This is a genomic window from Chitinophagaceae bacterium, from assembly GCA_007695095.1.
Taxonomy (GTDB): domain Bacteria; phylum Bacteroidota; class Bacteroidia; order Chitinophagales; family REEL01; genus REEL01.
The window spans coordinates 24,607-50,565 of the sequence record REEL01000115.1 but is presented as its reverse complement, the minus strand read 5'-3'; the positions used below and the strand labels follow the sequence as shown (position 1 = coordinate 50,565).

Genomic DNA, 25,959 nt, shown 5'->3' with positions numbered 1-25,959 from the left:
AGGATGGATTCAACGTCAGGGGCGAGTTGTAAAACTGAGAAAAATGAATGTCCTGGGCTTCGGTTGTCAATGTGGATACACATACAATAAAAGCAGCGCTAATCCACAATTTTAACTTTTTCATAATCACTTCAATATTTTAATAAAAAATGAAATTTTAGCAAAGTAAATATAATTTTCTCAGCAATACAAATTACTTATAGTTTTAGGCAATAAATAAAGTAAAATTTTTAGCTTTTTATAAACTTGGGCACGGCATTACAAAATTTCTTTGCCCTGCAGTTGTAAAAAGACCATTGTAGAAAAGGCTTAATTCATAAGCTCCGCGAAAGTCGGAAGAAGTATTTAATCCGGAAATATTAAAATCATAAGACATGCCAAGGGAAACATTTTGGTAATCCATTCTGGCAGAGACAATAAGTGCATCCGGTAAAGGAGAAGAATATCTTAAAAAAGTCCCGATATTAAAGCGTGTAGGTGATTCTAAGTTGTGATCATCCAGAAAAAACTGTAACATAAATCCGGTATTAATCTGTCTTAAAGAAGCTTGCTGTAAATACATCCCGGCAATTAAAATATTCATGGGCCGGCTCACATAAAAATCACCGGCAAAGTGTGCGGTATATCTACGATTTCTTTTTGCAACTCCTTCCGTTAAAAGATTAGCTTCAGATTCTAAAATCTGATAAGCGGAAATACCGGCATAAAAATTAAAGGCATCTCCCGGGATAAAATGATAATTAAGTCCGGCAGCTAAATCAAAACTAATATCTGAAGCTGAATTAACAAATGAAGATGGAGGAATATCGGTATCCAGAATTACTCCATTATATTGATTATCAAAGTATAAATCTCCGGGATTAATTGTAAGCTGATAGGCAAGCGCTTGAAAACCAAGAGCAAGAGCATGTCTGCCATCATTTCCCAGGCCTTTGCTATATGCTCCTGAAAGGGCTATCGTATTATTCCCCAAGGCGGCATCCCCGGCAAAATCACGATACATTTGGAGGCCTGCCCCAAAATAATCATCTCTCCAGCGACCTTTAAAAAAACTACCCTCTGCGGAAGCTCCAATAGTTGTATAGCCATTAGTAAAACCATTCCATTGACTTCTAAACTGTGCCCCTACCCTATATTCTTCATTAATAAAACCGGTCATAGCAGGATTTACAATTAAGCGTGAAGCATAAAACTGTGAAAAATGAATATCCTGAGACGATGAGATTTTAGGAGATACGATTGTAATTAATAGCAAAATCAGACCGAGTATATTTTTTATAGAGTACATTATAAACTTAATTATGTTTTATCGAATCAGATTAATATTACCACTTAGCGTTCTTTCTGTTCCATTTTCCAAAACCACTTCTAACTGATATATAAAAACACCTGTTTGCAATGGGTTTCCGGAAGGGTCAGTTCCATCCCAGCCTTCAGATTGAGTAGTTGTCTGAAAAACAACATTTCCCCATCTGTCATATACCCGGAAGTTCATACTTTGAATTCTCGGACTTCTGACAAATAATTGATTATTTTCCGCCTGATTGGGAGTAAAAGCATTGGGAATAAATATTGAAGCTGCATCATCTACAACCTCCACCCTTACAGTTGTTGACTGGGTACATCCAAACTCATCAAGCACCTCTACATTATAGGTTGTTGTGACTCCCGGTGCAGCCAGTGGATTTAGGCATGACTGACAGCTCAATCCATTAGAAGGAGACCAAGCTGCGTCAACAATAGCATTTGAAGCCTGCAATTCTAAACCAACAAATTCTCCTAAAAAAATGGCCGGATTCTCCGGAATTACTTCTAAATCAGGTGGTGCACCTTCATTTAACAGTAAGGCAAAATCTTCATCTCGGCATCCATTAACATCAGTAACTACTACTTCTATATCACCGGCCGACAAATTAAATAAAGTATCCTGCTGAGATTCATTGAACCACTCAATTGAATATGGCTCACTTCCACCTTCAATACTAAAAGTAACTATTCCGTTAGATTGCTCACATGTCTCATTTTGAACTACTTCAATCAGAATTTCCAAATCGTCCGGTTCTGCACAAGTACCATTACAATCTCCCGGTGTAGGAACAGAAACTGTTTGCCAACTTCCTAAACCATCTTCACTCCGGGCTTTAGATTCCCCTGCCGGAGGAGCTATGCCTGTATAAAATATTTCTGTACCGGGTGTCATTTCGTTTGCTTTCTGAAGAGCACCTAAATTATCACATTGTAAAGGAACACAAGGCGCTAAATCAAAATTTGGGTTAACCCCTAAATCTGTAGCCTGACCTGTACTTTCAGTATAGAAAAAAGCATCCGTCACAGTCCCATCAGGTGCATATAAAGCCACCCAGCCAAAGTCATTTGCAAGTGACCAGGTATCAGACGTACATAAAGAAGGTGTATTACAAAAATCCGGCAACAGATAATCTACATTGGGCGCATCAGGCCCTCCGATAACCACAAAATCCAGAGGGGCAATAAAACTCCCTGCAGGAAATGTAAAAGCTCCTCCATTAGAACCTGAGGTCTGAGAAGCAACTATGTAACAGTCTAAAAAAATTGTATCACACTGACTAAAATTATATAATTCAATCCATGCTGCTCCAAAAGTTGGATTGTCACAATCTACTAATGATTGAACTTCAGAAGTATTTGTTCCGGGGTTGGGGTTTACCATAACTTCGTTGAGTCTTAGAGAAGCCTCAGAAGAAATAGATATAAATACCACAAACAAGCTTGATAAAATTCTAAAAATCACTTAACTATTTTTTGCAAAGATAATAAATAGGTAAACCTTTTACTCTAAAGAAATAAAAAGTAAAATGTTATTGAACACTTCAAAAAAAATTAAAAAAGATTTTAAAACCAATATTTTATTTTTATATATTTATTAAATATTTTTATAGAAAGTGGACGTAAAATTAATTTAAAAGACAGCAAATGACAAAATGCACCATTTCATAGCTATATTTATTCAATTTTAAAAATGCACTTACAATTGAAATTTAAAAGTAATAAAAAATGCAAAAGTTTAGTCCAAGAAAAACTCTGCTTTTACTTGTAATTTTTACCCTTGAAATATTTAACATTTCCGGTAATAGTCTATTGAGGGCTGAGCATGACAGTCTGATTATGAGCTTAAATTATGTTGTTCCGGACACTAATAAAGTTTGGTTGTACAGGGACATTTCTTATTATTTGTTATCTACAAACCCGGATTCAGCTCTTATTTTCAGCAATAAAGGTTATGAGCTGGCAAGGAAAATAGACTTTCTTCAGGGTAAAATATGGAATTTATATCAACAAGCTCTGGCTTATGAATACAAGGATGACTTTCAAACTGCTCACAAAAAGTATCAAAAAGCCATTAATCTTGCAGAGGAAAATAGTGATTTATTAAGTGTAGCAAAATTAGAAAATGCACTGGGGGCTGCGTTTTTTTTTGAGGGGAATCTATTAAATGCTATAGAACACTATGAAAAAGCATATTTTCTTTCTGAAAGTATTGAATATAAGGAAGGTATGGGACATGCACTGAACAATTTGGGAATTATTTTTCGTCAAAGGAGAAATTATGTAAAAGCCTTAGAAGTTTATGACCGTTCACTTGATTTAAAATCACTTGAAAATGACAATATGGGGATGGCTTATACTTATTTTAACAAGGGGCTGGCTTACTCTTATATGAATGAGCATAAAAAAAGCATTGAAAGTTTTAAATATGCAGAAGCATTATTTGAAAAAACAAATAGTTTAGATGAAATGCATGCTGTTGATATTGGAAAAGGCATTGCGTTATTTCATCTAAATGAACTTGAAGAAGCTAAAGTTAAATTAGAAAGCGGATTAGAGTTTACAAGCAAAATAAACCCTTTAGAATATGTTGCAGGGCTTACTTATCTGGGTGCAATAGAAATAAAAGCCGGAAAGATAAAAGAAGGAAGTGAAAAAATTGAGATGGCATATTCTCTGGTTAAAGGATCGGGAAGATTAGATTTATTAAGAAGAATTTATAAAGAAAGAGCTATCGCTAAGGAATATAGTAAAAACTATACTGAAGCGATACTAAGCTGGAAAGAATATACCCGACTTACTGAAATTTTAAATAATGAGCAGCAGCAATGGGCGATTGAAGAAATGCAGGCAAGATTTGAACTAAAAGAAAAAGAGCAAACAATCGCTTTACAAAATCTCGAAATTGAAAAAAATCTGGCTCAGCAACAATTATATTTAATTGGAAGTATTTCCTTATCAGCTTTATTTTTAATCTCAACCATTATATTAATTAACCGTCAAAAATTAAATAGTAAACTTAAAAAATCAATGTCTCAAACATCAATTGCCCTTGAAGAAAAAGAGGAATTGATACATGAAATGCATCACAGGATTAAGAATAATCTGCAATTGCTACAAAGTCTGCTTAACTTACAAAGTCTTTCAATAACAGATGCTGAAGCTGTCAGAACCGTTCAATCCAGTAAGAATAGTGTAAATGCTATTGGTTTGATTCATCACCAATTATATGCTGCATCAAATTTTAGAAAAATAGAAATGCATGAATACATAGAACAATTGATTAATCAATATCAGGAAGCCTTTCAACTTTCCTATAAAAATATTCAGCTACACAACCACTCTGAAAAAATACGAGTAGATATAGATACTGCAATACCTCTGGGTTTGATCATCAATGAATTGGTAACGAATGCAATGAAACATGCTTTTGAAGATAAAGAAACCGGTAATATTCACATTTCACTTATTTTAAGTAATAATGAATTGATATTAGAAATCAATGATGATGGCAGCGGATTTATACCAGACAAAAAAGGTTCTGATTCTTTCGGTTTAAAAATGATAGATACTTTTTCTAAAAAATTAAAAGCAACTTTATGCCATAATAATAATGAGTTTGGCGGTACTCAGGTTGTTTACAATATCAAAAAATTCAAACTACATGACGAAGTCAGCTAATTTTAAAATACTTGTTGTAGAAGATGATGCCATTATTGGGGGCGATATTGCTCTCACTCTTGAAGAATTGGGCTATGAAGTTGTGGGGCCTGCTTTTAATATAGCTGAATCCAAAGAATATGCTTTAGAATATAAGCCACAATTAGCCATTCTTGACATTCACCTTGAAAACAATAATGATGGCATCGAACTCGGGCATTGGTTTAATGAAAACCTACCGGTACCAATCATTTTTTTAACTGCATATGCAGAAGAAAAAATTTTGGATAAGGCGAAGGAAGTTCACCCTATGTATTACCTTCTTAAACCATTCACAAAAATCAATTTAAAAATTGCTGTGGAGTTCGCATATATCAATTACTATAAAAGGGATATAGAACAAGAAAAAATAAGCAGTATTTTAAGGCTAAACAATTATTTAGAACATTCTTTAACAAAAAGTGAAATTGAGGTCATAAAACTTTTAGAAACCGGTATGCATAACAAAGAAATTGCTCAAACCCTTTTTGTTTCCGAAAACACCATTAAGACACACTTAAAGAATATTTTTCAAAAAACGTATACAAAGAATCGCACTTCACTAATCCACAAATTATTTAGAGGATAGCTAAAATTCACCCTTTCAGGTGAAATTTAACATATATATATAATTTACATTTGCCTTAAACAAATTAAATTATGAAGAAGCTGATAAAATATTCATTTTTCTCAATAGGAGGCATTTTAGCTATAATAATAATGGCCTTAACTTATATTTCTTATGCTTTACCGAATGTTGGGGCACCACCTGATATAGAAGTTAAAATTACAGCGGAAAAAGTTGAAAGAGGCAGATATCTTGCGTTACATGTAATGCAATGTATAGAGTGTCATGCTGAAAGAGATTTTAATTATTTCGCAGGTCCAATGATTGAAGGGACTGAAGCCGCCGGAGGAGAACGTTTTGATCAAAGCATGGGCTTCCCGGGAGTTTTTATCTCGCCTAATATTACTCCCTATGGTATTGGTGATTGGACTGATGGAGAACTTTTTAGGTTGATTACAACCGGAGTTAAAAACAATGGAGATCCTATTTTTCCGGTTATGCCTTATCACAATTACGGGAAATTAGATGAGGATGATATTAGGGCAGTTATAGCATATTTGAGAACAATTGAGCCTATAGAGACGAATCACCCGGTTTCAAAAGCTGATTTCCCTTTTAATTTTATTCTTAGAACCATTCCGGAAAAAGCTCAATTATCGCAACGCCCACCGGAAAATAATAAATTAGCTTACGGTCAATATATGTTTACTGCTGCAGCCTGTGGAGATTGTCATACGCAATTTGAAAAAGGCAGTTTTACAGGGCCGTTAGCCGGAGGCGGCAGAGAATTTGGACTTCCTGATGGCAGTATACTCAGAGCACCTAATCTTACCCCTCATGAAACCGGTTTGAAACATTGGACAAAAGAAGATTTTGTAAACCGTTTCAAAAGATACGACAGCCCTGATTACAGACCTCATAGAGTAAATGAAGGTGACTTTCAGACAATCATGCCCTGGATAACTTATGCCGGCATGAAAACATCTGACATAGAAGCAATATATATTTTCCTTCAATCCTTGGAACCTTATGATAATAGTGTTGAGATGTTTACTGCCCGGAAATAATTTGGGATTAAAAATTTAAAAATACTTGTGATTAAACTCATTATTAGATTATCATGTGACATTTTGTAAAACATATTCGTCTATTAATTTTAGATAAAATAGCTTAACTTCGAGTATACAAAATGGAGTAATTTTTGAAATGAAGTTGTTTTTAATAGCATGTATACTTTCTTTATTTTTAGCAAATTGTAAGTCAGGCAATCATTTGCATGACAACACAGATGTTATGAATGAGGAAACTCAACAACCTAAAATTTTGTTTGTCAATTTTAGTCTTACTCAAGATAGTATTAGTGGAATATTATCAGCTGATTTAATTAACTATATAGTAACTAAAGGCCGATTGAAAGAATCTGCAAAAAGCAAGCGATATGCTGAGGACGGAGATTTAGCTTTTCTTTTATTAGATACGAATGGGGAGCCTTTAAAAGAAATTATTTTTGAAAACCCTTTGCAAAAAAAGGTTGAATACGTTGACAATGAAGGCAAGCTTGCAACTAAAATGTTAAAACTACAAGAAACCGATCATTTTTTAAGACTTCAGTTGATTGAAGGTAGTGCTGCATTTATCATTCAAGAGTTTATCAAATCTCCTGAACAATTAAGAAATGACATTTTAAAAGTAAATATTGAATAAAATGAAAAATTTTTATTTAGCCTTGTTCCTAATTTTTTCATTTACTGCTAATTCGCAAAATATAATTGTTGACACATTATTGAATAATGGCAGTACTGAATCAAGAATAAATTTAGTAATCTTAGGTGATGGTTATCAACAGCATGAATACCAAAAATTCACAGATGATGCTGAAAATATTGTTACAGGACTATTTTTGGAAAAGCCGTTTGACAGGTATATAAACTATTTTAATGTAGTTTCTGTTTTTACCCCCTCCAATGAGTCCGGTGCTGCAATGGATCCCAATAATTTGATTGACAATTATTTTGGAAGTACTTTTTGGTATGCAGGTATTGAAAGATTATTGGTGCCAACGAATAATTCACAAGTAGTGAATGTTTTAGCTAATCATTTTCCGACCTATGACCAGGTCTTAATGATTGTAAACTCAACAAAATACGGCGGTTCAGGAGGTTGGGTCGCAACAGCTTCTACAAACGTTCAGTCATTAGAAATTATGATTCATGAAATTGGACATTCTTTTGCATTTTTAGCAGATGAATATTGGGCAGGCGATCAGTTTGCTGCTGAACTATCAAATATGACAATGAATAACAATCCTGCTACTGTAAAATGGAAAAATTGGTACGGAGATTTTAATGTTGGGATTTTTCAGCATTGTTGCGGCGGGAACTCCTCTCAATGGTATAAACCACATGAAAGTTGTAAAATGGAAGTACTGGGCGTTCCATTTTGCGCTGTATGTACTGAAGCTTTTATAGAAAGGATCCATGTTCTGACAAATCCAATCAATAGTTATTTACCTTCAGCTTCGTTTTTTTTAGCCTCTCAGTTTCCATTATCATTTGAATTAGATTTAATTGAGCCCATTTCAAATTCATTGAGTATTAAATGGGAATTGAACAGTCTTATAAAACCTGAAAGCATAGACTCGTTATCCCTAAATGAAGAAGAGCTGATTCAAGGCATTAACTATTTGACAGCAATTGTAACTGATACAACTCAATTGATAAGAATTGATCAATATGAATCTATAAATTTATACGCGGTCACCTGGGTAATTGACTTTTCCACTACGGATATTAGTGAAATTAAAAGTTCAAGAAATATTTTCTCATTAAATTTTTACCCAAACCCTGCTTCAGAAACCTTGTACTTTGAATCCGAAATATTTACTGATGAAATATTTGAAGTTGTCATTTATGATTTGGCAGGTAGAGAGGCAATGCGCTTTAAAACTGACTTTCAAACCTCAAATAAATTAAGCATTGATATTAGTATGCTTTCTGACAGCTATTATCTGATTGCTATTGAAAAACAGGGAATTCCCTTATACTCCGGAAAACTCATTGTTCAATAATCAAATAATCTTAAATCGTTTTTAAGTAACTGAAATTTTGCAACAACTAAATCTAAATTACATTTACACACACAGGAAATTATTCAATAAAAAAAGGGAAGTATGAAATCATACTTCCCTTTTTCTTTAAACAGTTATATTATCGCTGTTTAATAATTTGAAGTGGTTTAACCATAGTATCAGATGAAATTATCAGATTATATGCACCACTGGCAAAGTCATAAGGTAGTTGTAAGGTCCAGAAGTTATCTCCTTTAATGGCTGTCTTCACAGCTCTGTAAACTTCTCTTCCCTGTATATCTACTATCATTATTGAAACAGACTTAGTTTCGTTAAAAGTTGCTTCAATATTTATAAACTCTGTAAATGGATTCGGATAAACATCTACCGATATTCTTGTCAACAACTCTTCTACAGAAGTACATATCACCACATCTAAAATAGTATTGGCTGAATTTGAACAACCATTTCCATCAGTATAGTTATAGCTAATTACATGTGGCCCTAATCCTGCAACTTCAGGGCTAAACATATTACCATCAACTCCATTACCCGAGAATACACCTCCGGAAGGTTGTCCTTCCAATTCAAAAGGTTCATCATCTCTGCAAATCGGAGGTTCTACAGATACTATACTTACACTTGGTTTAGCAAAAACTTCGACATCAAAGGTATCTGAATTTGAACAACCATTAGATGAAGTATAGTTATAAGTGATTTGATGCTGACCAGGTCCTGCGGTTCCCGGATTAAAGGTATTACCGCTAACACCATCTCCAATCAAAACCCCTCCTCCCGGCAAAAATTCAACTACTAAAGATGAATCATTTTCACAATAAGTAGGTGATAGGTTTTCAATAGAAACCACCGGTACAGGTTTTACTTCTAGATTAATATCAGCAAAATTTTCGCAACCGGTTTGAGAATCAATGTAAGTATACACTATTGGATGCAAACCAACACCTGCATTTGAAGGATTGAACTCATTGTTAGTTATGCCTGCGCCTGTAAATATCCCTCCGGCCGGCAATCCATTTAGGGTTATAGCTGCTTCGTTTTCACAATAAGAGGCTGTTCCGGCATCAATAACTACATTTGGTATTGCATTTACGGTAATAGAATCAAAAGCTGTATTAGAACATCCTAAAGAATCTACATAAGTATATAAAATTACATAGGGTCCGCCGGCACTTACTGATGAAGGATCAAAAGAATTGCCGGTAATACCTTGCCCGCTAAATAATCCACCTGCCGGTAATCCTGTTAAAACAATTGGATCATCATTAGCACATAGTTGCTGCGGAAGTGAAACGATTTCTGTAGATGGTAAATCGCCTACTTCAACTTCTATAGTACCGGTATTTGCACAACCGATTGGACTAACATACTGATATATAATAGTATGTGTGCCTACCCCTGCAAATGAAGGAACAAAAGTGCCTCCACTAACTCCGGGTCCGGAAAAACTACCTCCTGTCGGAGTAGCATTTAGTGTTACAGAGGCTGCATCAACACAATAGAAAGTCTCAGTAAGTATAATATCAATTAACGGTAAAGGATTTACTAACAATTCTGCTGTAGCAGATGTTTCAGGTCCTCCACAAACTCCGTCAACAATAACTCTGTATAGATTTCCATTTAATGACTCCTGTACATTAGTCAGCATTAAAGTAGAAGTTTCCGTACCGGAATAGGTAGTATCATTTACTAATGCAGTCCAGCTTAGTCCGTTATCCAAACTCACTTCCCAGCTAAAGGTTAAGCTGTCACCGCTTGCTGTTACACTAAAGGAAGTGCTTTCTTCAACACAAATTTCATCATCTGAAGGCTGATTTAATATATCAACTTGCATGTACTCATTAACAGAGACCTGACCTGACATAAATACATCACATGGTTGAGCCGGAGTCCCTGATATAATTAAATCATCCAATCTGTATGTTCCTGCACTATTAACTGACCATCTTAGCTGTAAGTCTGCTTGATTTTCAGCAGCAGCCGGAAGAGATATTGGATTTCCTGCATTTACCAATTCCCAGTTAGCGCTATTCGTAACATCAGTAAATGGAACGGTAGTCCAGTTAATACCATCAGTACTAAATTCTAAAGTAGCGGGATCCTGAGCGGTTGTTCTTCTCCCTCCCCAGATTACTTCAATATTTGTATATCCAATAGTAGAAACAACACCACTTAAACTTATTACTCCTGCTAAGTTATTTGCACTTCTTATCTGGCCGCCTCCGGATGCTCCGGGATAACCACCTGAAACACCTGTTGAAGCAACAGACCAGGCTGCATCACCTACCCAACCCGTAGGAAAAGAAGTCCCATCTCCAAAATCCTGATGATAAATTTGGTTTGAAACTGAGGCTAAAACGGTATAATCACCAATTTGAGACTGTAAACCAAAATCAATAGGTAAACCGGTACCTTCAACTGAAGTTACTACAGTAGAAGAATTTAATAATAAGGTGTAAGTAAATCCGATTTGAGAACTATCCAATCCTACTGATACACCTGAAACATCTGCTGAACAAAAAGCTCCACCTCCGTTCACATCAAAAATGCTTGCACAAGCCGGTCCGGTAGCACTGCAATTTCCGGTAATACTTTCCATAACATCACATTGAGCAGATAAATCATGTTCAATTAATACATCTACATTTGTATTATTTAAAAAGCTACCTAAGCTATATATTCCGGGAGCAGTTACAGTTGTAACAAAACCACCGGGAGTTGTAGTAATATCCAATTCAGTGGCATCACCTAAATCTGCCACATTTAAATTAATATAAAACACACTGTCTTCACCTAAAACACAGTCAGTAGATAAAGTAAGCAGAGGCTCCACACAAACCGGAGCACAGTTTTCAGTTAATGAGGCAGAAGTTATGTTGCATGCTGTATCTGTATCATGAACTAAAGTTATAAATACATTATCATTATTAGAAAAAGGTCCTACTGTATAAAGGCCTGTGGTAGCTGACGTTTCTAAAACTTGCTGACCTGAAACTATATCTACACTTGAGGCACTTCCCAAATCTGTAATATTTACTTCCACAAAGAAAGCGGTATCAACAGCTGCATCACAAATAGCAGTAAATAAAGCCTGTGGAGAAGTACATGGGGTTAAGCAGTTTTCAGTTAATGAGGCAGAAGTTATATTGCATGCTGTATCTGTATCATGAACTAAAGTTATAAATACATTATCATTATTAGAAAAAGGTCCTACTGTATAAAGGCCTGTAGTAGCTGATGTTTCTAAAACTTGCTGTCCTGAAACTATATCCACACTTGAGGCAGTTCCTAAATCTGTAATATTCACTTCCACAAAGAATGCAGTATCTATAGCTACATCACAAATGGCAGTAAATGTTGCCAACGGTTCATCACAAGGAGTCGCAGCAGCTATAATTTCTACTGAAAAATCAATTAATTCACCCATTAAATATGGACTGCAAGAAGAGGTAATATTAGCTTCTTCTTCCTGAGAAAGAACTCTCAAGTTATAATCTCCCGGATTAGTTCCGGCAGGTACTGTAAAATTGATAATGCAATTACCATTTAAAGAGTTACATTCTCCTAATAATTCAGTAGCTTCAAATTCGTTATTATCGTTATAATCTAACCAGGCTGTAAAGGTTTCAAAATCACTTCCCGAGCCTTCAATCTCTAATTGATAAGCTTGTCCTTCTTCAAGTGTTGTGACTGTTACACCCGTATTATCAGTATATGCTACACCTTCAGTAAATCCTAAATTTGAGGATGAATAAGTGTTTAAACTAATTCCATCAATAAAATTTAAATTATCCGGTCCTATTACAAATGTTGACAAACAGTAAGGTAAAGCAGGTAAAATACTTATTTCGTAATCTACAACTTCCCCATAAGAATAGAAACCGCATGGATCAATATTTAGAATTGAATCCTCTTGAGTCATAATTCTCATAGTAAAATCTCCGGTATTGCCCGTAGGAATCTGAAAAGTAATATTACAAATACCATTATCAGATTCACAAGTACCTAAGAGTTCAGTTGGTTCAAAAACATCATTTTGATTGTAATCTATCCAGGCAGTAAAAATTTCAAAATCAAAGCCTGAACCGGAAAAGTACATCTGATATTCATTTCCTTCAATAAACTCCGTAAATACAGTTCCGGTTTTATCTGTATAATAGACTCCTTCATCTAAACCAAGAGAATCATAATCCGTATTAACATACACCTCATTTAAAAAGTTAAAAGGGTCTTGTCCATCTGAATATGTTGGAATACATGGATTGGCAAAGCCGGCAACAATTACATTATCTACAGCAAAACCATCCGCCCAAAATCCATTATCATCATGTATAAAGCGGAAGGCGAAATCATTTGTTAAGTCCGGCTGATAAACTGTTAAATTATAAGTTGTCCAATCATTTTCCTCCGGCAAAGCAAAGTCTGTCCAGGTAACACCACCATCGGTAGTATATCCTACATAGGCACTTGACCCCCATTCACCATCATAAAATGCATCGAAAAGAATATACAGTGAATCAAAAAGCGTTGTCCCAAAAACAGGGCTTATTAATTGGTCATCACTCATATCACAATTACATGCGTCATCATTTGAAGCTGTAAAAAAGCCTCCATCCGGATGAGGTGGTATAGCCCAATCCAGGCTTGTATAAGAGTTAATTCCAAATTGCCAGCCATCAGAACCGGGATTTTGAATTCTGGTCCAGTTTGGAGGTAGAACTCCGTCTTCAAAGTCTTCAACCAGTATTAAAGTAAACTGAGCTGATAAAGACTGAGGGATAAATGACATTGCAATAAAAAGCAATAAGTATCCTAATACTTTTTTCATTATTAAATTATTTAGTTAGTTATTATTTATCTAAAAACATAAAATCATCTTAGCATAAGTTATTATTCTAAGAGAAATTCAAAATTGTCTTTTCTAATTTATTCGTCTGAGTTTACAGATTCTAAGGCTTCTTTCTGTGCTTCAAGAGATTGAATTCTACTTTCAATAGCTTCTTTTTGGTCATTATCTCTGTATCTGCCTTCTTCCAGCATTTTCTCAAGGCGTGTAAGCTGGTGGTCGATTTTGTCAATTTCATTTGAAGGGGTATTATTCCCATCAATTTCTCTAATCGGTCTTGCATTTTGAATGCGTTGCTCCAATTTGTGTTTTTCAATATTTTTCTCAGAGATATTTTCACGCTCATAGCTGCTTTCAGTCATACGCTCTGAATTTTGAAGATTTGTTCTTCTGTTGTCCTGGCTGTTACCGTCAGAAGCTACAGTAATTGAAACTATTCCAAATAGGAAAAAAATAAGGCAAAAAGTTTTAGTCATCATGATTTTTTTTTGGCAAATTTAAAGAAAATATATCATGTATAACAATAATTTTAAGAAGTATATTTAAATTTAAATTTCCGGAAAGGGAAGTCGGGGATCAGGCGAAATTTTATAGTCCAAAAACATCTTTTCTGCAAATAAGAATGCACCTGCTTGAGCTATCATTGCTCCATTATCAGTACAATATTCAAATGCCGGGATATATGTCTTTATTTTATTTTCTAAACCAAACTTCAAAAGTTCCTGCCGCAAATATGAATTTGCTGAAACGCCTCCTGCAATAGCTACTGACTGTACCTTATACTCTTCAACAGCATCCTTTAACTCCCTTAATAAATAAGTAACAATTGTACCTTGAACAGAAGCACAAATGTCGTTTATGTTTTCGTTTTTAAAATTGCTGTTAATTTTTTCATTATCTCTTAAAAAGTATAAAATTGCTGTTTTCAAACCACTGAAACTAAAGTTATGTATATCCTTTTTAGGCAATGGCAAAGAAAAGGCCTTCGGGTTTCCGGATTGTGCCAGCTTATCAATAACAGGCCCTCCCGGATAAGGCAATCCGAGCATTTTTGCTGTTTTATCAAAAGCTTCTCCTGCAGCGTCATCTTTTGTTTGACCAATAACGGTCATTTTCAAATAGTCCTCTACAAATATCAATTGAGTGTGTCCCCCTGAAACGGTTAAACAAATAAAGGGAAAATCAGGCATTGGTTCCTCAATAAAATGTGCCAGAATGTGAGCTTGCATATGATGAACCGGAATTAGCGGGATGTCGAGCGCAAAGGCAAGACTTTTTGCAAATGAACAACCTACCATGAGAGACCCTATCAATCCGGGACCTTGGGTAAATGCTATAGCATCTATACTTTCTAAATCACAATTTGCTTTTTTTAAACATGCATCCAAAACCGGAATGATATGTATCTGATGCGCTCTGGAAGCTTTTTCCGGGAAAACACCACCATAATTTTTATGTATATCCTGCGAAGCTGTAATGTTGGCAAGAATTTTGCTATTTTTATATAGTGCAATAGATGTATCGTCACAGGAAGTTTCAATTCCTAAAATGGTGCAGTTCATTGCACAAAATTAATACCTTTAGCTTTAGTTTTGAAATTAAACGCAAAAACCTTTAGTTAAGGGCACTAAACGAAAGAGATATTGTGAGAAAAAAATTTCTAAAATTTACATTAGCTGCTTTTTTAATGCTGACTGCATTATTATTGGGCTTATCTCTTTTATTGCAATCTCCGAGATTTCAAACATATTTAGCAAAAAAAGCAACAGCCTACCTTTCAGAAGAATTAAATACGAATCTTTCTATTGAAAAGGTCAATATAGATTTTTTTAATAGTATGGTTTTAGAAAATATTTATGTTGAAGATTTAAATAACGATACTCTTTTACACGCTGACCGCCTGAGAGTTGATTTTGATGGAATGAAGATTTTTAACAGACTTTTTCTGATAAACAGGGTTCATCTGGATAAATCAAAAGTAAATATTGCTAAAAAGAAAAATGAAACCGACTACAACTTTCAATTTATATTAGACTATTTCAGTAAAGATGAAAAATCTGCCGGTGGTGTCAAATGGAATGTTGATTTAAATATCATTGCCTTATATGATTCCCGATTTACTTTGACGGATGAAAACAGTTCTTTTAAGCTGGACATTGGACTACCGGTATCTCATTTTGATATTTATGAGTTTTTACCTGCTGAAAACATCCTCGATTTTAATGCTATTTACATTGACCGCCCAAGTGTTCATATAGTTTTTGAGGCTTTAAATGTGGATATCCCTCATGAAGAAACATTCACTGAGAAATTAACGATGGCATTTAATCCTAATTTTTTTAATTTATTTATTGAAAAAACAAGAATCAGTAATGGAAGCTTTAGTCTTATAAACAAAGGGGTTTCTTCTAAAACATCTCCCGCTTTAATAGATTTTAATCATTTAAATGTTGATGATATTCATATAGATTTTGAGAACACTGAAATTATTGGCGATACTATTTTTTCTTTTGTTAAAGCTTTAAGTTTTAAAGAAAAAAGCGGATTCAATGTACTTGATTTAAGCGCTGCCGCAGAGATATCACCCAACACTATTACTCTTAAAAATTTGAATCTAAGAACCCCCGACAGTTATCTATCTGATTATTTTGCGCTAAACTTTAATCAATTTAATGACTTTAATGACTTTTTGAATAAAGTTAAATTAGAAGGGAATTTTACAAATTCTTTAATTCATTTAAAAGATATCAACTACTTTACAGGTGGAGAACTCAATGAAATTGCTCATAACAGTTTTTATCTGGATGGTAATTTACGGGGGGCAGTAAGTCAAATCAGAGGTAGAGATTTAATAATTGCCTATGGTGCTGAAAGTATTTTCAGAGGAGATATACTACTCATGGGGCTGCCGGATATAAATGAAACTTTCATGGATTTAAAAGTTGATGAAAGTTTAATACATTTTGATGATATAGCAAGATTTCAACCCGGTATCGTTATTCCGGAGGCATTACGTAAATTAGGAAAGCCAAATTTCAAAGGCCGCTTTACCGGGTTTTACTATGACTTTGTAGCCGATGGTACTTTACAAAATGATTTAGGTTTACTAACCAGTGATTTAAATTTAAAATTAATCGGTGAAGACAAACAAGCTATTTATTCCGGAAATTTATCTGCAGAAAAATTTCGCTTAGATAGTTGGGCTGAAAATGCTGATTTTTTAAAAACAATTAGTTTTGACTTAGCTATTGAAGGAAGCGGACTTACCTATGATCAATTAGAAGCAAAAATGGAGGGCAAAATTCATTCATTTTATTTGCTGGACTATGAATATAAAGATTTAGTTGTAGATGGTGTAATCAACCAAAAACTTTTTTCCGGGAATCTCAATGTTGATGATGAAAACTTAGTATTGGATTTTGAAGGATTTATAGACTTAAACCAGGCACTGCCAACTTACAAATTTAATGCAGATATTAAGAGTGCTGATTTAATGGCTTTAAATATATATGGCAAACCATTGAGTATTTCTACAAACTTATTCTTAGATGCTGAGGGTGAAAATTTTGAAAATTTCTCCGGTAATGCCATTGCTTATAGCCTGAATCTTAATGACGGTACAGAAAACTACTATTTGGACTCAATTAAGCTGCATTCTGTTTATTTGAGAGGCCAGGAAAGGCAACTTAGAGCAGAAACTGACTTTTTTACTGCGAGTATACTTGGAGATTTCCATGCAAACGAATTGCAAAATGCTGTTTTACACTATGTTCAAACATATTTCTATTCATATCTTACTGATTTTGAAAAAACCGAAAAAGAACAGGATATTAGATTTAACATTACTTTTCATCACCCTGATGAAAAACAAGAAAACTTTTATCAACTGTTACCATTTTTAAAACCACTTGCCGGTGGCTATTTAAGCGGGTCTTTTAATAATGCGTTAAACTCTTTGGAGCTTTACGGTTATATTCCATCACTCGAATACGAAGGTCTTGTATTAGACAGCCTTTATATGATGGCTTCATCAGGACATGAGCAACTGGATATCGACATTGGCTTTCGTACAGCTAAGTACAATGACAGTACTATCATAGGTAATTCTGCGCACCTTATGGCAATTGCATCGCTGGATAGTATCTTGTTTAATGTAAAAGTGAACAATCCGGAAGATTTAAACAGATTTGATGTTTCAGGTGTAATGGCCGCAGGGAATGATTATGTTAGTTTAGATTTATTGCCTTTTGAAATTATACTAAACAATAAGCAATGGGTGATGAACTTAAGAACTCCAATTACCCTCTCAAGAGAGCAACTTCTGATAGAAAATTTAAGCCTTGAAAGTGGTTGGCAAAGCATAAATATAAATTCTTTCATAACCTATAATAACGAAAACAATATCAATATTCGGTTTACAGATGTTGAGTTAAATGACTTTTCTCAATCTCTGCTTAGCTTTCTCAATATAGAAATGGAAGGTCTCATAAATGGGCATGTAAACTTTTCTAACATTATAGAAAGTCCTGTTGCTTATGCCGTTTTAACTATTAATAACTTAAAACTTAAAAATGAAGCTATTGGCGATTTAGACTTATTGTCTAATTATCATTTCGATAGGAAAGTTTTAAATATTAATACAGGCGTAAGAGATGAAATAAATGATTTTACTTTATCCATGGAGTTAAACTTAATGGATAATAAAAACGAGATAAATGGGAATTTATACGTGAATCGATTTGAATTATCTGTTTTAGAAAATTTTTTACAAGAATATGTTTCCAATATACATGGCCATACCGATGGTTTATTAACTGTAAAAGGGACATTGGATGAGCCTGAAGTTAATGGAGAACTATTTTTTTACGAAACAGGAACCACTGTTAATTACCTGAATGCACATTATAAAATGCATGATCAAAAAATAGAATTTCAGCCATATTGGATAGACTTAACCGGACTGAATATTACTGATAATGAAAATAATACGGCAAGTGTAGGTGGGTATCTATTGCATGATAAATTAAAAGATTGGGTTTTAAGTGTTTTTGTCAACACACAAAATTTCACCTTTTTAAATACTACAGTAAGGGATAACAGCTTGTATTATGGTAAAGCTTACGCCGGAGGAACTGTCTTATTTAGTGGTCCTATGGATGACATAACAATCTATATTTCAGCAAAAACAAATCGAAATACAGTATTTCATATACCTATTTCTTCTACCAGAAATGTTGGTCAGTATTCATTTTTTAGATTTGTGGATGAGAAAGCTGAAGGTGAAGATGATGAATTTAAAATAAAAGCAAATAATTTAACGGTCTCTATTGAACTGGAAGTAACTCCTGATGCAGAAGTTCAAATTATTTTTGACCAACAACAAGGTGATATAATTAAAGGAAGAGGTGCAGGCAACCTGAATATGGAAGTGAATCAATACGGTGAGTTTAATATGTACGGGAATTATCAAATTCAGCAAGGGGATTATCTATTTACTTTACAGAATATTGTTAACAAGAAATTTTTAATTGATCAGGGAGGCACTATCAGTTGGACAGGAGACCCTTACGAAGCTCAGCTAAGCCTAAGTGCTATTTATAATTTACGAACAGCTCCATACGAATTGATTCGGGATATGATTACTGAAAATGATCAGTTAAAGCAAGCGAGGAACAGAATTCCGGTGAATCTGTATATGACATTGTCCGGTTCACTTTTACAGCCTGACATCAACTTTGACATAAGAGTACCGGATGCAGCACCGGATTTAGTGAATGCTATTGAGAACAAAATTCAGGTACTTAAAAACGACGAAAACGAACTTAATAAACAGGTTTTTGGATTACTGGTTCTTAACAGATTTTTACCTAGCTATAATTTAGATAATACACTCGGAGCCGAAAACCCTTTATTAACTTCAAGCATGAACAACACCGTATCTGAATTCTTATCTAATCAATTTAGTATGTATTTTTCAGATATCATTTCGGAATTTGTAACTGATATAGATTTTAATGTTAAATATCGTACTTATCAATATGACTATCCGGGTATAGAAAATCCTGAAGACTTTGAAAACAGAAGAGAATTGCATCTTGCTCTTACTAAGCGCTTTTTTGATGATCGGGTATCTGTAGACGTAGGCGGTAATTTTGATTTTGGCAGTGGAGAAACTATTGATCCGGATGTTGCAGAAAGAACAAACAGTATAGCCGGTGATTTCAGGGTTGAATATAACATTAAACCTGACGGGCGTCTAAGAGTCAAGGCATTCAGAAATAGTCATTATGATATTTTAATTGATAGAAACAGAAACAAAACCGGTGTTGGCCTATTCTACCGGGAAGAATTCGATCATATCAGAGAAATATGGACAAGAAACAGAAATAAGGAAGAAGACCTAGAAAATGAAAAGGAAGAAGACGAGAAAACAGAGGATGAAGTTGATTTACCTGAAGCCAGTAAGTAGATTTTTAAACTTCCTCAGAAGGTGTTTCTTTAGTTTTTTCATCAATCATAAGTCTGTTATAAGCTATACTGGCATTTAGTTCAAAACCGAGTATCATAGAAAGGCTATTCAGGTATAACCAAAGCAAAAAAACAATTATAGTTCCAAGTGAGCCATAGAAGACATTATAATGTCCAAAGTTATTAACGTAATAAGAAAACCCTAAAGAGATAAGTAGGCATAGTATTGTAGCTAAGGTAGAGCCCGCTGAGATAAAACGCCATCGTTTCCTGACTGAAGGGCCGTAGTAATAAATTATAGATATACTTATAAAAAACATACAAATCACAATTACCCATTTCAAAATACTAAAAAGTATGAAGTTCAATTGATTGAATATCTGCATTGAATTGAGCAAAAAGTTTAAAAAATAATTACCGGTAACCACAAAAACAAATGTAGCTATAAACAGAAAAATCAAAATAATTGTAAGCTTTAAAGCAATCCACTTAGATTTCAAAAACTTCCTGTTGACAAAACTCGCGTTTGATTTATCAAATGAGTCCATCATCGTAGACATACCATTCGTTGCAAAAAAGACAGCAATCAAAAAACCTAATGATAGCAAACCTCCTCTTTGGTTTGCAATGACATCTGTTACCGTATCTTCAATCATTATGAAGGTTTCATTCGGAATAAATTCAGAAACAATTTCAATAAGATAATCCTGTAACATTGGTACCGGCAGGTATGGTATTAATGAAAACACAAATATCAATGAAGGGACAATAGCCAAAAAAAAACTAAAAGCAATTGCTTTTGCCCTGATATGAATAACGTCTCTTTTTATTTCTTTAGAAAAAAAATTTAAAACATTATAAATAGGCACACCTTCAAAACCCGGAAAACTAAATTTCTTCGTAATATATGAAAGTATTCTAACGACTCTGCGTTTTCTAATTTTATCAAATATTTTATTCATTGAAGCTTTAATGTAAAAATCTTTTTGAATTTAATAAAGTAAAGGGTGTTTTATTAATCAAAAAAAGGCTTTAATTTTAAAAGAAAAAAATCAGGCGCTTTTAAAGGCTTGTTAGTTTTTTCGTCTATAAATGCTAAAGTGGTATTCCCCGTACACAGCAACTCTTCATTTTCATTGAAAATTTTATAATAAAAATGGATTCTAACTCCTGCCGGAATTTCATTTATCGAAGTTTCAATAGTAAGTAAATCATCATAATAAGCCGGTTTTAGAAATTTAGTATTCAAGGTAGTTACCGGCAGTAAAACGCCTTTTTCCTCCAGTGACTTATAACTTACTCCTAAGTCCCGGATAGCTTCAGTGCGACCTTCTTCAAAATACAAGGCATAGTTACCATAATAAACATAACCCATTTTATCGGTTTCTCCGTACCTGACTCTTATCTTTTTTTTATGCACAAACATTATCTGTATATATTTCTCCTATTTAACTCCTGGTGAAATCTCCTGGCATTTGCCTGATGTTCACGGTGAGTTCTGGCAAAGTTATGATAACCGGAAAAATCCTCTTTGGCACTAAAAAACATAAACTCATGCTTTTCAGGATTTAATACGGCATCAATAGAATTCAAAGATGGTAAGCATATGGGGCCCGGTGGCAAGCCTTCATACATATATGTATTATAGGGTGAATCATATTCCAAATGCCTGAACAACACTCTCCTAATGGAGAAGTCACCAATGGCATACTTTACAGTTGGATCTGCCTGTAACTTCCAGCCCCGGTTCAGTCTATTAAGATAAACTCCGGCTATACGCGGACGTTCATCTACCCGATTACTTTCTTCTTCAACTATAGAAGCTAAAGTTACAACTTCATATTTTGTAAGACCTAAATTTCCGGCTTTTGAAATTCTCTCCTCAGTCCAAAATTGGTTAAACTCCCGCAACATCCTGTCAAAAAAGCCTTTAGCCGATGTGTTCCAAAAAAACTCATAAGTATTCGGCAACATAATGCTCAAGACATTAAATTTATTTAATCCATAGCTGCTCAAAAACTCTTCATCCTTAATTATTGTTAAAATCTCCAATGAATCTGCCTCTATTTGTCCGGCTACTTTTCCAGCCAGGTCTTCTTTTGTTCTCATATTATTTAATACTAACATTACCGGTTGCTGGTCACCTGCCCGTAATTTTCGAATCAATTCTCTATTACTCATTCCGGCATCTATTAGATATCTTCCTGCTTTTACCCTGTTTGGGTAATTCATTTTATCTGCTGTCCACTCAAAACTTTTAATGTTTAAAAGAACATTTTTCCGATCCAACATCTCCACAACTTCATCATAGCTTGCCCCTGTAGGTATAAATAATTCATGAGTGGCAGTTTCATCATTTACATTAGGCGAAAAAACATACGCATAGATGAAATAACCCAGCAGACCGCTTACTAAAATTCCGATTAATACAACAACTCCTAAAACTTTTAAAACGCAGCCTTTTTTCTTAGTTTTTTTTTCCATTCTTTTTCCTTACGCTATCTTAAATATTTACGCTAAAGTAAAACCTTATGCCGGCAAATTTAGTGCCTGTCATTCAATTTTCTTTTTGTTATTAAGAAGTTTTTTGTTTAAAAATCGATTTTAAAAACTTTTGAGAGTAGTTTTATTTACTTTGAACAACAAAATAGTTGCAAAATTTGTCGTTATTAGGGTGTGAAACAAAATTAGAATGTAATTTCGCAGTTTTAAGAATGAAGAAAATCAATTCAACCTCTTTTCGTTTATTTTATATTTAAAAGTAAAAATGACAAGCTCCAAAAACTATAAATTTCTCTTTCCAATTATTACAGCATTAATTTTAATACTCGGTATTCAATTAGGAATAAAAATTGCTGAATACGGAAATGAAAAACCCTCTTTTTTTTCAACGCATGAATTTGATATCTGGGATGAGATTTTAAATGTTATAGACGCTAAATACATTGAAGGTGTTGACAGAAACACTTTGAAGGAAAAAACAATCAGAGAAATGATTGGCAATCTCGACCCTCATTCTTTTTATATTTCTCAACAGGATATTAAACAAATAAATGAAAGTTTATCGGGCAATTTTGAAGGTATAGGTGTAGAATTTCAAATCTTAAATGATACGATTCAGGTTATAACTCCAATAACAGGAGGCCCTTCAGAAGCTTTAGGCATACAAGCCGGTGATAAAATTGTGTATATAGAGGACTCTTTAGTAGCCGGTACCGGTATTACAAATCGGGTAGTTATGGAAAAGCTCAGAGGAGAGAGAAATACTAATGTGCAAATTAAAATTTATCGTCCGGGGTTCACGGATTTATTGACATTTGATATTACCCGTGACAAAATTCCTATAAACAGCATTGAATCATCCTATATGGTAGATAATGAGACAGGTTACATTAAGCTCAGCAGGTTCAGTGCAAACACTTACGAAGAATTTGCAGGGGCTTTAAACAACTTAGTTATGAGTGGTATGCAAAGGCTAATAGTGGATGTAAGGCAAAACCCCGGTGGCTATCTCACTGCCGCCACAAAAATTGCCGAGGAATTTATTGAGCCCAGAAGACTACTAGTTTATACAGAAGGTAGAACTTACAGAAGGAATAACTATATGAGCAGGAGTATTGGTCAATTTGAAAATGGCCCTTTGGTTATTTTAATTGATGAAGGTTCCGCATCAGCCAGTGAAATTTTGGCAGGAGCTGTACAAGACTGGGACAGGGGATTGATAATTGGTCGTAAAAGCTTTGGAAAAGGCTCAGTACAAGAACAATATACCCTTTCAGACGGCTCTGCACTCAGGCTTACAATAGCGAAGTATTACACCCCTTCGGGCAGGTCTATACAGAAACCTTTTAAAAAAATGGCCGAAGAAAATATTTTCAGTGAAAATTCTGAAGATACTTTGCAAGTAGTTGACCAACAAGTTTTTTATACTTCTGCTAACAGAGTTGTTTATGGTGGCGGCGGCATTACACCGGACTTTTTAGTTGAAAGAGATACCTCTTTTAATCTCCAGCTATTTGCCCGAATAAGAAATGAAATTCCATCATTTATTTACACGAACTATACAACTAAAGTAAAAACTGAAGTTGATGCCTATACTGAGTTTAACAGCTTTTTAAGTAACTATACTGTTAGTGATAAGTTATTTAATGAATTAATGGAAAGGGCAAGTGCAAAAAATAACAAATTCAAAGAAAATGAGATTAGTGAAATTGAGGATAGATTAAAAGTATGGATGAAAGCTTACATTGCCAGACAAAAGTTTGGCAGAGAATACTTTTATCCAGTTATAAACACTACAGATGAAATATTTCTGAGAGCCTTAGAGGAGATTAACGATTTGCCACCCAGCGGTTCAATACTTGATGTCCAATTCGAAAGCCTGAATTAAATTGCAGTGTCCATTTCTTCAATCAGGGAATCTACCTCAAAAGTGTCATTTTCCGGAAACAAATCTTCATCATCCATGACATCTCCAATTAAATCATCGATGTCTATTTCAACCTCTTCTCTTTCTCTGGGAGTATAGTTACAGGCATAAGCAATAAAAGACAGAGACATAAAGAGCAGTAACAATTTACTTTTCATAAAAATATTTTTGAACTAAATTACAAATATTTAGAATAACTGCTGAGAAATTGAATTGTTTAAATGCTAGATTGTTAAAGCTAAGCTAATTATCACTTTTCTTTGAAAATTAACTTTATTGGCACGCCGGTAAAATCAAACTTCTTTCTCATTTGGTTTTCAAGAAAGTTTCTGTATTCTTCTTTTACATATTTAGGAAAATTACAAAAAAGTCCAAATGTAGGTGTGTGGGTAGGCAACTGAGTTATATACTTAATCTTTACATACTTTCCTTTGTAGGAAGGTGGTTGCTTAATTTTACTTACCTCTTCTAAAAATTTATTCAACTGAGAAGTAGGGATTTTCTTTTTTCGCTTTTCAAAAACCTCTATAGAAGTTTCTAAAACCTTTAGGATCCTTTGCTTTTCAATTGCTGAAATAAATAATACCGGATAATCTACAAACGGAGCTGTTCTTCTTTTCAATTCATCCATAAATTCTTTAGAAGTATTGGACTCCTTATCCTGAATCAAATCCCATTTATTTACTGCCAGTACGATTCCTTTCTTTTTTCTGTAAGCAAGGGATAAAATATTTAAATCCTGAGATTCCAGACCTAAAGTAGCGTCAACCATAATAATACAAACATCTGCTTCTTCCAATGCTCTTACAGCCCGCATGACTGAATAAAACTCCAGGTTTTCATGCACCTTTGCCTTTTTTCTAAGTCCGGCAGTATCAATTAACATCAGGTTTTTATCAAACAACTTATATTCTGTGTGGATAGCATCTCTTGTTGTTCCTGCAATGTCTGTTACTATATTTCTTTCTTCACCAACAAAAGCATTTAAAAGTGAAGATTTTCCAACATTTGGCTGACCTAAGATTGCTATTTTGGGTAAATCACTTTTTATATCAGAATTATCATCCTGAATCCTCAGCACCACATCATCTAATAGCTCACCTGTCCCTTTTCCGTTAATAGAAGATAATGAGTAATACTTTTCAAAGCCCATTCCATAAAACTCCGGCACTAACAACTCTCTGGATGAATTATCCACTTTGTTTAACACAACCATAGTTTTCTTACCATGTTTTCTTAAGATATCTGTCATATCTGAATCCAAAGCTGTTATACCGGTAGTTACATCGAGCATAAACAATATTAAATCAGCTTCGCTTATTGCAATTTTAACCTGATCCCTGATTGCAGCTTCAAACTTATCTTCAGACTTTGCAACAAAACCACCGGTATCTACTATCGTAAATTCCTTTCCATTCCATTCACAAACGCCGTATTGCCTGTCCCGGGTTACCCCGCTTACATTATCGACAATTGCTTTTCGCATGCCCACTAATCTATTGAAGAGTGTTGACTTGCCCACATTTGGCCTGCCAACAATTGCTACCGTAAAACTCATA

The 25,959-nt window shown here is 34.3% G+C and carries 17 protein-coding genes; 7 read left to right on the top strand and 10 right to left on the bottom strand.

The features are described from left to right. Positions 1-238: 238 nt before the first annotated feature. Positions 239-1,288: a type IX secretion system membrane protein PorP/SprF gene (locus EA412_08010; protein ID TVR78773.1), complete on the bottom strand. Its 1,050-nt coding sequence runs from the start codon at positions 1,286-1,288 to the stop codon at positions 239-241. A gap of 18 nt (positions 1,289-1,306) precedes the next feature. Further along, the gene (locus tag EA412_08005; GenBank protein ID TVR78772.1) at positions 1,307-2,746 is read right to left on the bottom strand and encodes a hypothetical protein; all 1,440 of its coding nucleotides are present in this window, start codon (positions 2,744-2,746) and stop codon (positions 1,307-1,309) included. Between the two features lie 287 nt (positions 2,747-3,033). Between EA412_08005 and EA412_08000 the strand changes: the two genes are divergently transcribed. The 5 genes from EA412_08000 to EA412_07980 all read left to right on the top strand — a co-directional run bounded on the left by EA412_08000 (position 3,034) and on the right by EA412_07980 (position 8,639). Beyond that, entirely contained in the window at positions 3,034-4,986 is a 1,953-nt protein-coding gene (locus EA412_08000) for a hypothetical protein (protein ID TVR78771.1), read from the top strand. Beyond that, positions 4,919-5,593: a DNA-binding response regulator gene (locus EA412_07995; GenBank protein ID TVR78770.1), complete on the top strand. Its 675-nt coding sequence runs from the start codon at positions 4,919-4,921 to the stop codon at positions 5,591-5,593. The genes EA412_08000 and EA412_07995 overlap by 68 nt, the downstream gene beginning before the upstream one ends. Positions 5,594-5,664: 71 nt before the next feature. Then, entirely contained in the window at positions 5,665-6,639 is a 975-nt protein-coding gene (locus EA412_07990; GenBank protein TVR78769.1) for a cytochrome C, read from the top strand. A gap of 139 nt (positions 6,640-6,778) precedes the next feature. Next, the gene (locus EA412_07985; GenBank protein TVR78768.1) at positions 6,779-7,276 is read left to right on the top strand and encodes a hypothetical protein; all 498 of its coding nucleotides are present in this window, start codon (positions 6,779-6,781) and stop codon (positions 7,274-7,276) included. Position 7,277: 1 nt separating this feature from the next. After that, entirely contained in the window at positions 7,278-8,639 is a 1,362-nt protein-coding gene (locus tag EA412_07980; GenBank protein ID TVR78767.1) for a T9SS C-terminal target domain-containing protein, read from the top strand. Between the two features lie 139 nt (positions 8,640-8,778). Here EA412_07980 and EA412_07975 read toward each other — a convergent pair whose 3' ends face one another. The 3 genes from EA412_07975 to tsaD all read right to left on the bottom strand — a co-directional run bounded on the left by EA412_07975 (position 8,779) and on the right by tsaD (position 15,065). Continuing rightward, complete coding sequence (locus EA412_07975; GenBank protein TVR78766.1) at positions 8,779-13,485, bottom strand: T9SS C-terminal target domain-containing protein; 4,707 nt, start codon at positions 13,483-13,485, stop codon at positions 8,779-8,781. 98 nt (positions 13,486-13,583) lie between these two features. Further along, complete coding sequence (locus EA412_07970; protein TVR78765.1) at positions 13,584-13,979, bottom strand: hypothetical protein; 396 nt, start codon at positions 13,977-13,979, stop codon at positions 13,584-13,586. 72 nt (positions 13,980-14,051) lie between these two features. Further along, on the bottom strand, positions 14,052-15,065 hold the full coding sequence (gene tsaD, locus EA412_07965) for a tRNA (adenosine(37)-N6)-threonylcarbamoyltransferase complex transferase subunit TsaD (protein TVR78764.1): 1,014 nt from the start codon (positions 15,063-15,065) through the stop codon (positions 14,052-14,054). A gap of 125 nt (positions 15,066-15,190) precedes the next feature. On the opposite strand from tsaD, the gene EA412_07960 reads away from it, so the two are divergent. Beyond that, positions 15,191-19,972 (top strand): hypothetical protein, encoded by a 4,782-nt coding sequence (locus EA412_07960; protein ID TVR78763.1) that lies wholly within the window; start codon positions 15,191-15,193, stop codon positions 19,970-19,972. A 4-nt stretch (positions 19,973-19,976) separates the two neighbouring features. On the opposite strand, the gene EA412_07955 is transcribed toward EA412_07960, so the two are convergent. The 3 genes from EA412_07955 to mltG are packed head-to-tail and all read right to left on the bottom strand — an operon-like array spanning position 19,977 to position 22,455. Beyond that, on the bottom strand, positions 19,977-20,933 hold the full coding sequence (locus EA412_07955; GenBank protein TVR78762.1) for a YihY/virulence factor BrkB family protein: 957 nt from the start codon (positions 20,931-20,933) through the stop codon (positions 19,977-19,979). A gap of 53 nt (positions 20,934-20,986) precedes the next feature. Beyond that, a complete protein-coding gene (locus EA412_07950) occupies positions 20,987-21,397 on the bottom strand; it encodes an acyl-CoA thioesterase (protein ID TVR78761.1) in 411 nt (136 codons plus the stop codon). Next, positions 21,397-22,455: an endolytic transglycosylase MltG gene (gene mltG, locus EA412_07945; GenBank protein ID TVR78760.1), complete on the bottom strand. Its 1,059-nt coding sequence runs from the start codon at positions 22,453-22,455 to the stop codon at positions 21,397-21,399. The genes EA412_07950 and mltG overlap by 1 nt, the downstream gene beginning before the upstream one ends. Before the next feature lie 283 nt (positions 22,456-22,738). On the opposite strand from mltG, the gene EA412_07940 reads away from it, so the two are divergent. Continuing rightward, complete coding sequence (locus EA412_07940) at positions 22,739-24,361, top strand: S41 family peptidase (protein ID TVR78759.1); 1,623 nt, start codon at positions 22,739-22,741, stop codon at positions 24,359-24,361. On the opposite strand, the gene EA412_07935 is transcribed toward EA412_07940, so the two are convergent. Together EA412_07935 and EA412_07930 are read right to left on the bottom strand one after the other, a co-directional pair. Next, entirely contained in the window at positions 24,358-24,558 is a 201-nt protein-coding gene (locus tag EA412_07935; GenBank protein TVR78758.1) for a hypothetical protein, read from the bottom strand. The two genes, EA412_07940 and EA412_07935, sit on opposite strands and share 4 nt — an antisense overlap. A gap of 92 nt (positions 24,559-24,650) precedes the next feature. Next, the gene (locus EA412_07930) at positions 24,651-25,958 is read right to left on the bottom strand and encodes a ribosome biogenesis GTPase Der (GenBank protein TVR78757.1); all 1,308 of its coding nucleotides are present in this window, start codon (positions 25,956-25,958) and stop codon (positions 24,651-24,653) included. Position 25,959 lies beyond the last annotated feature (1 nt).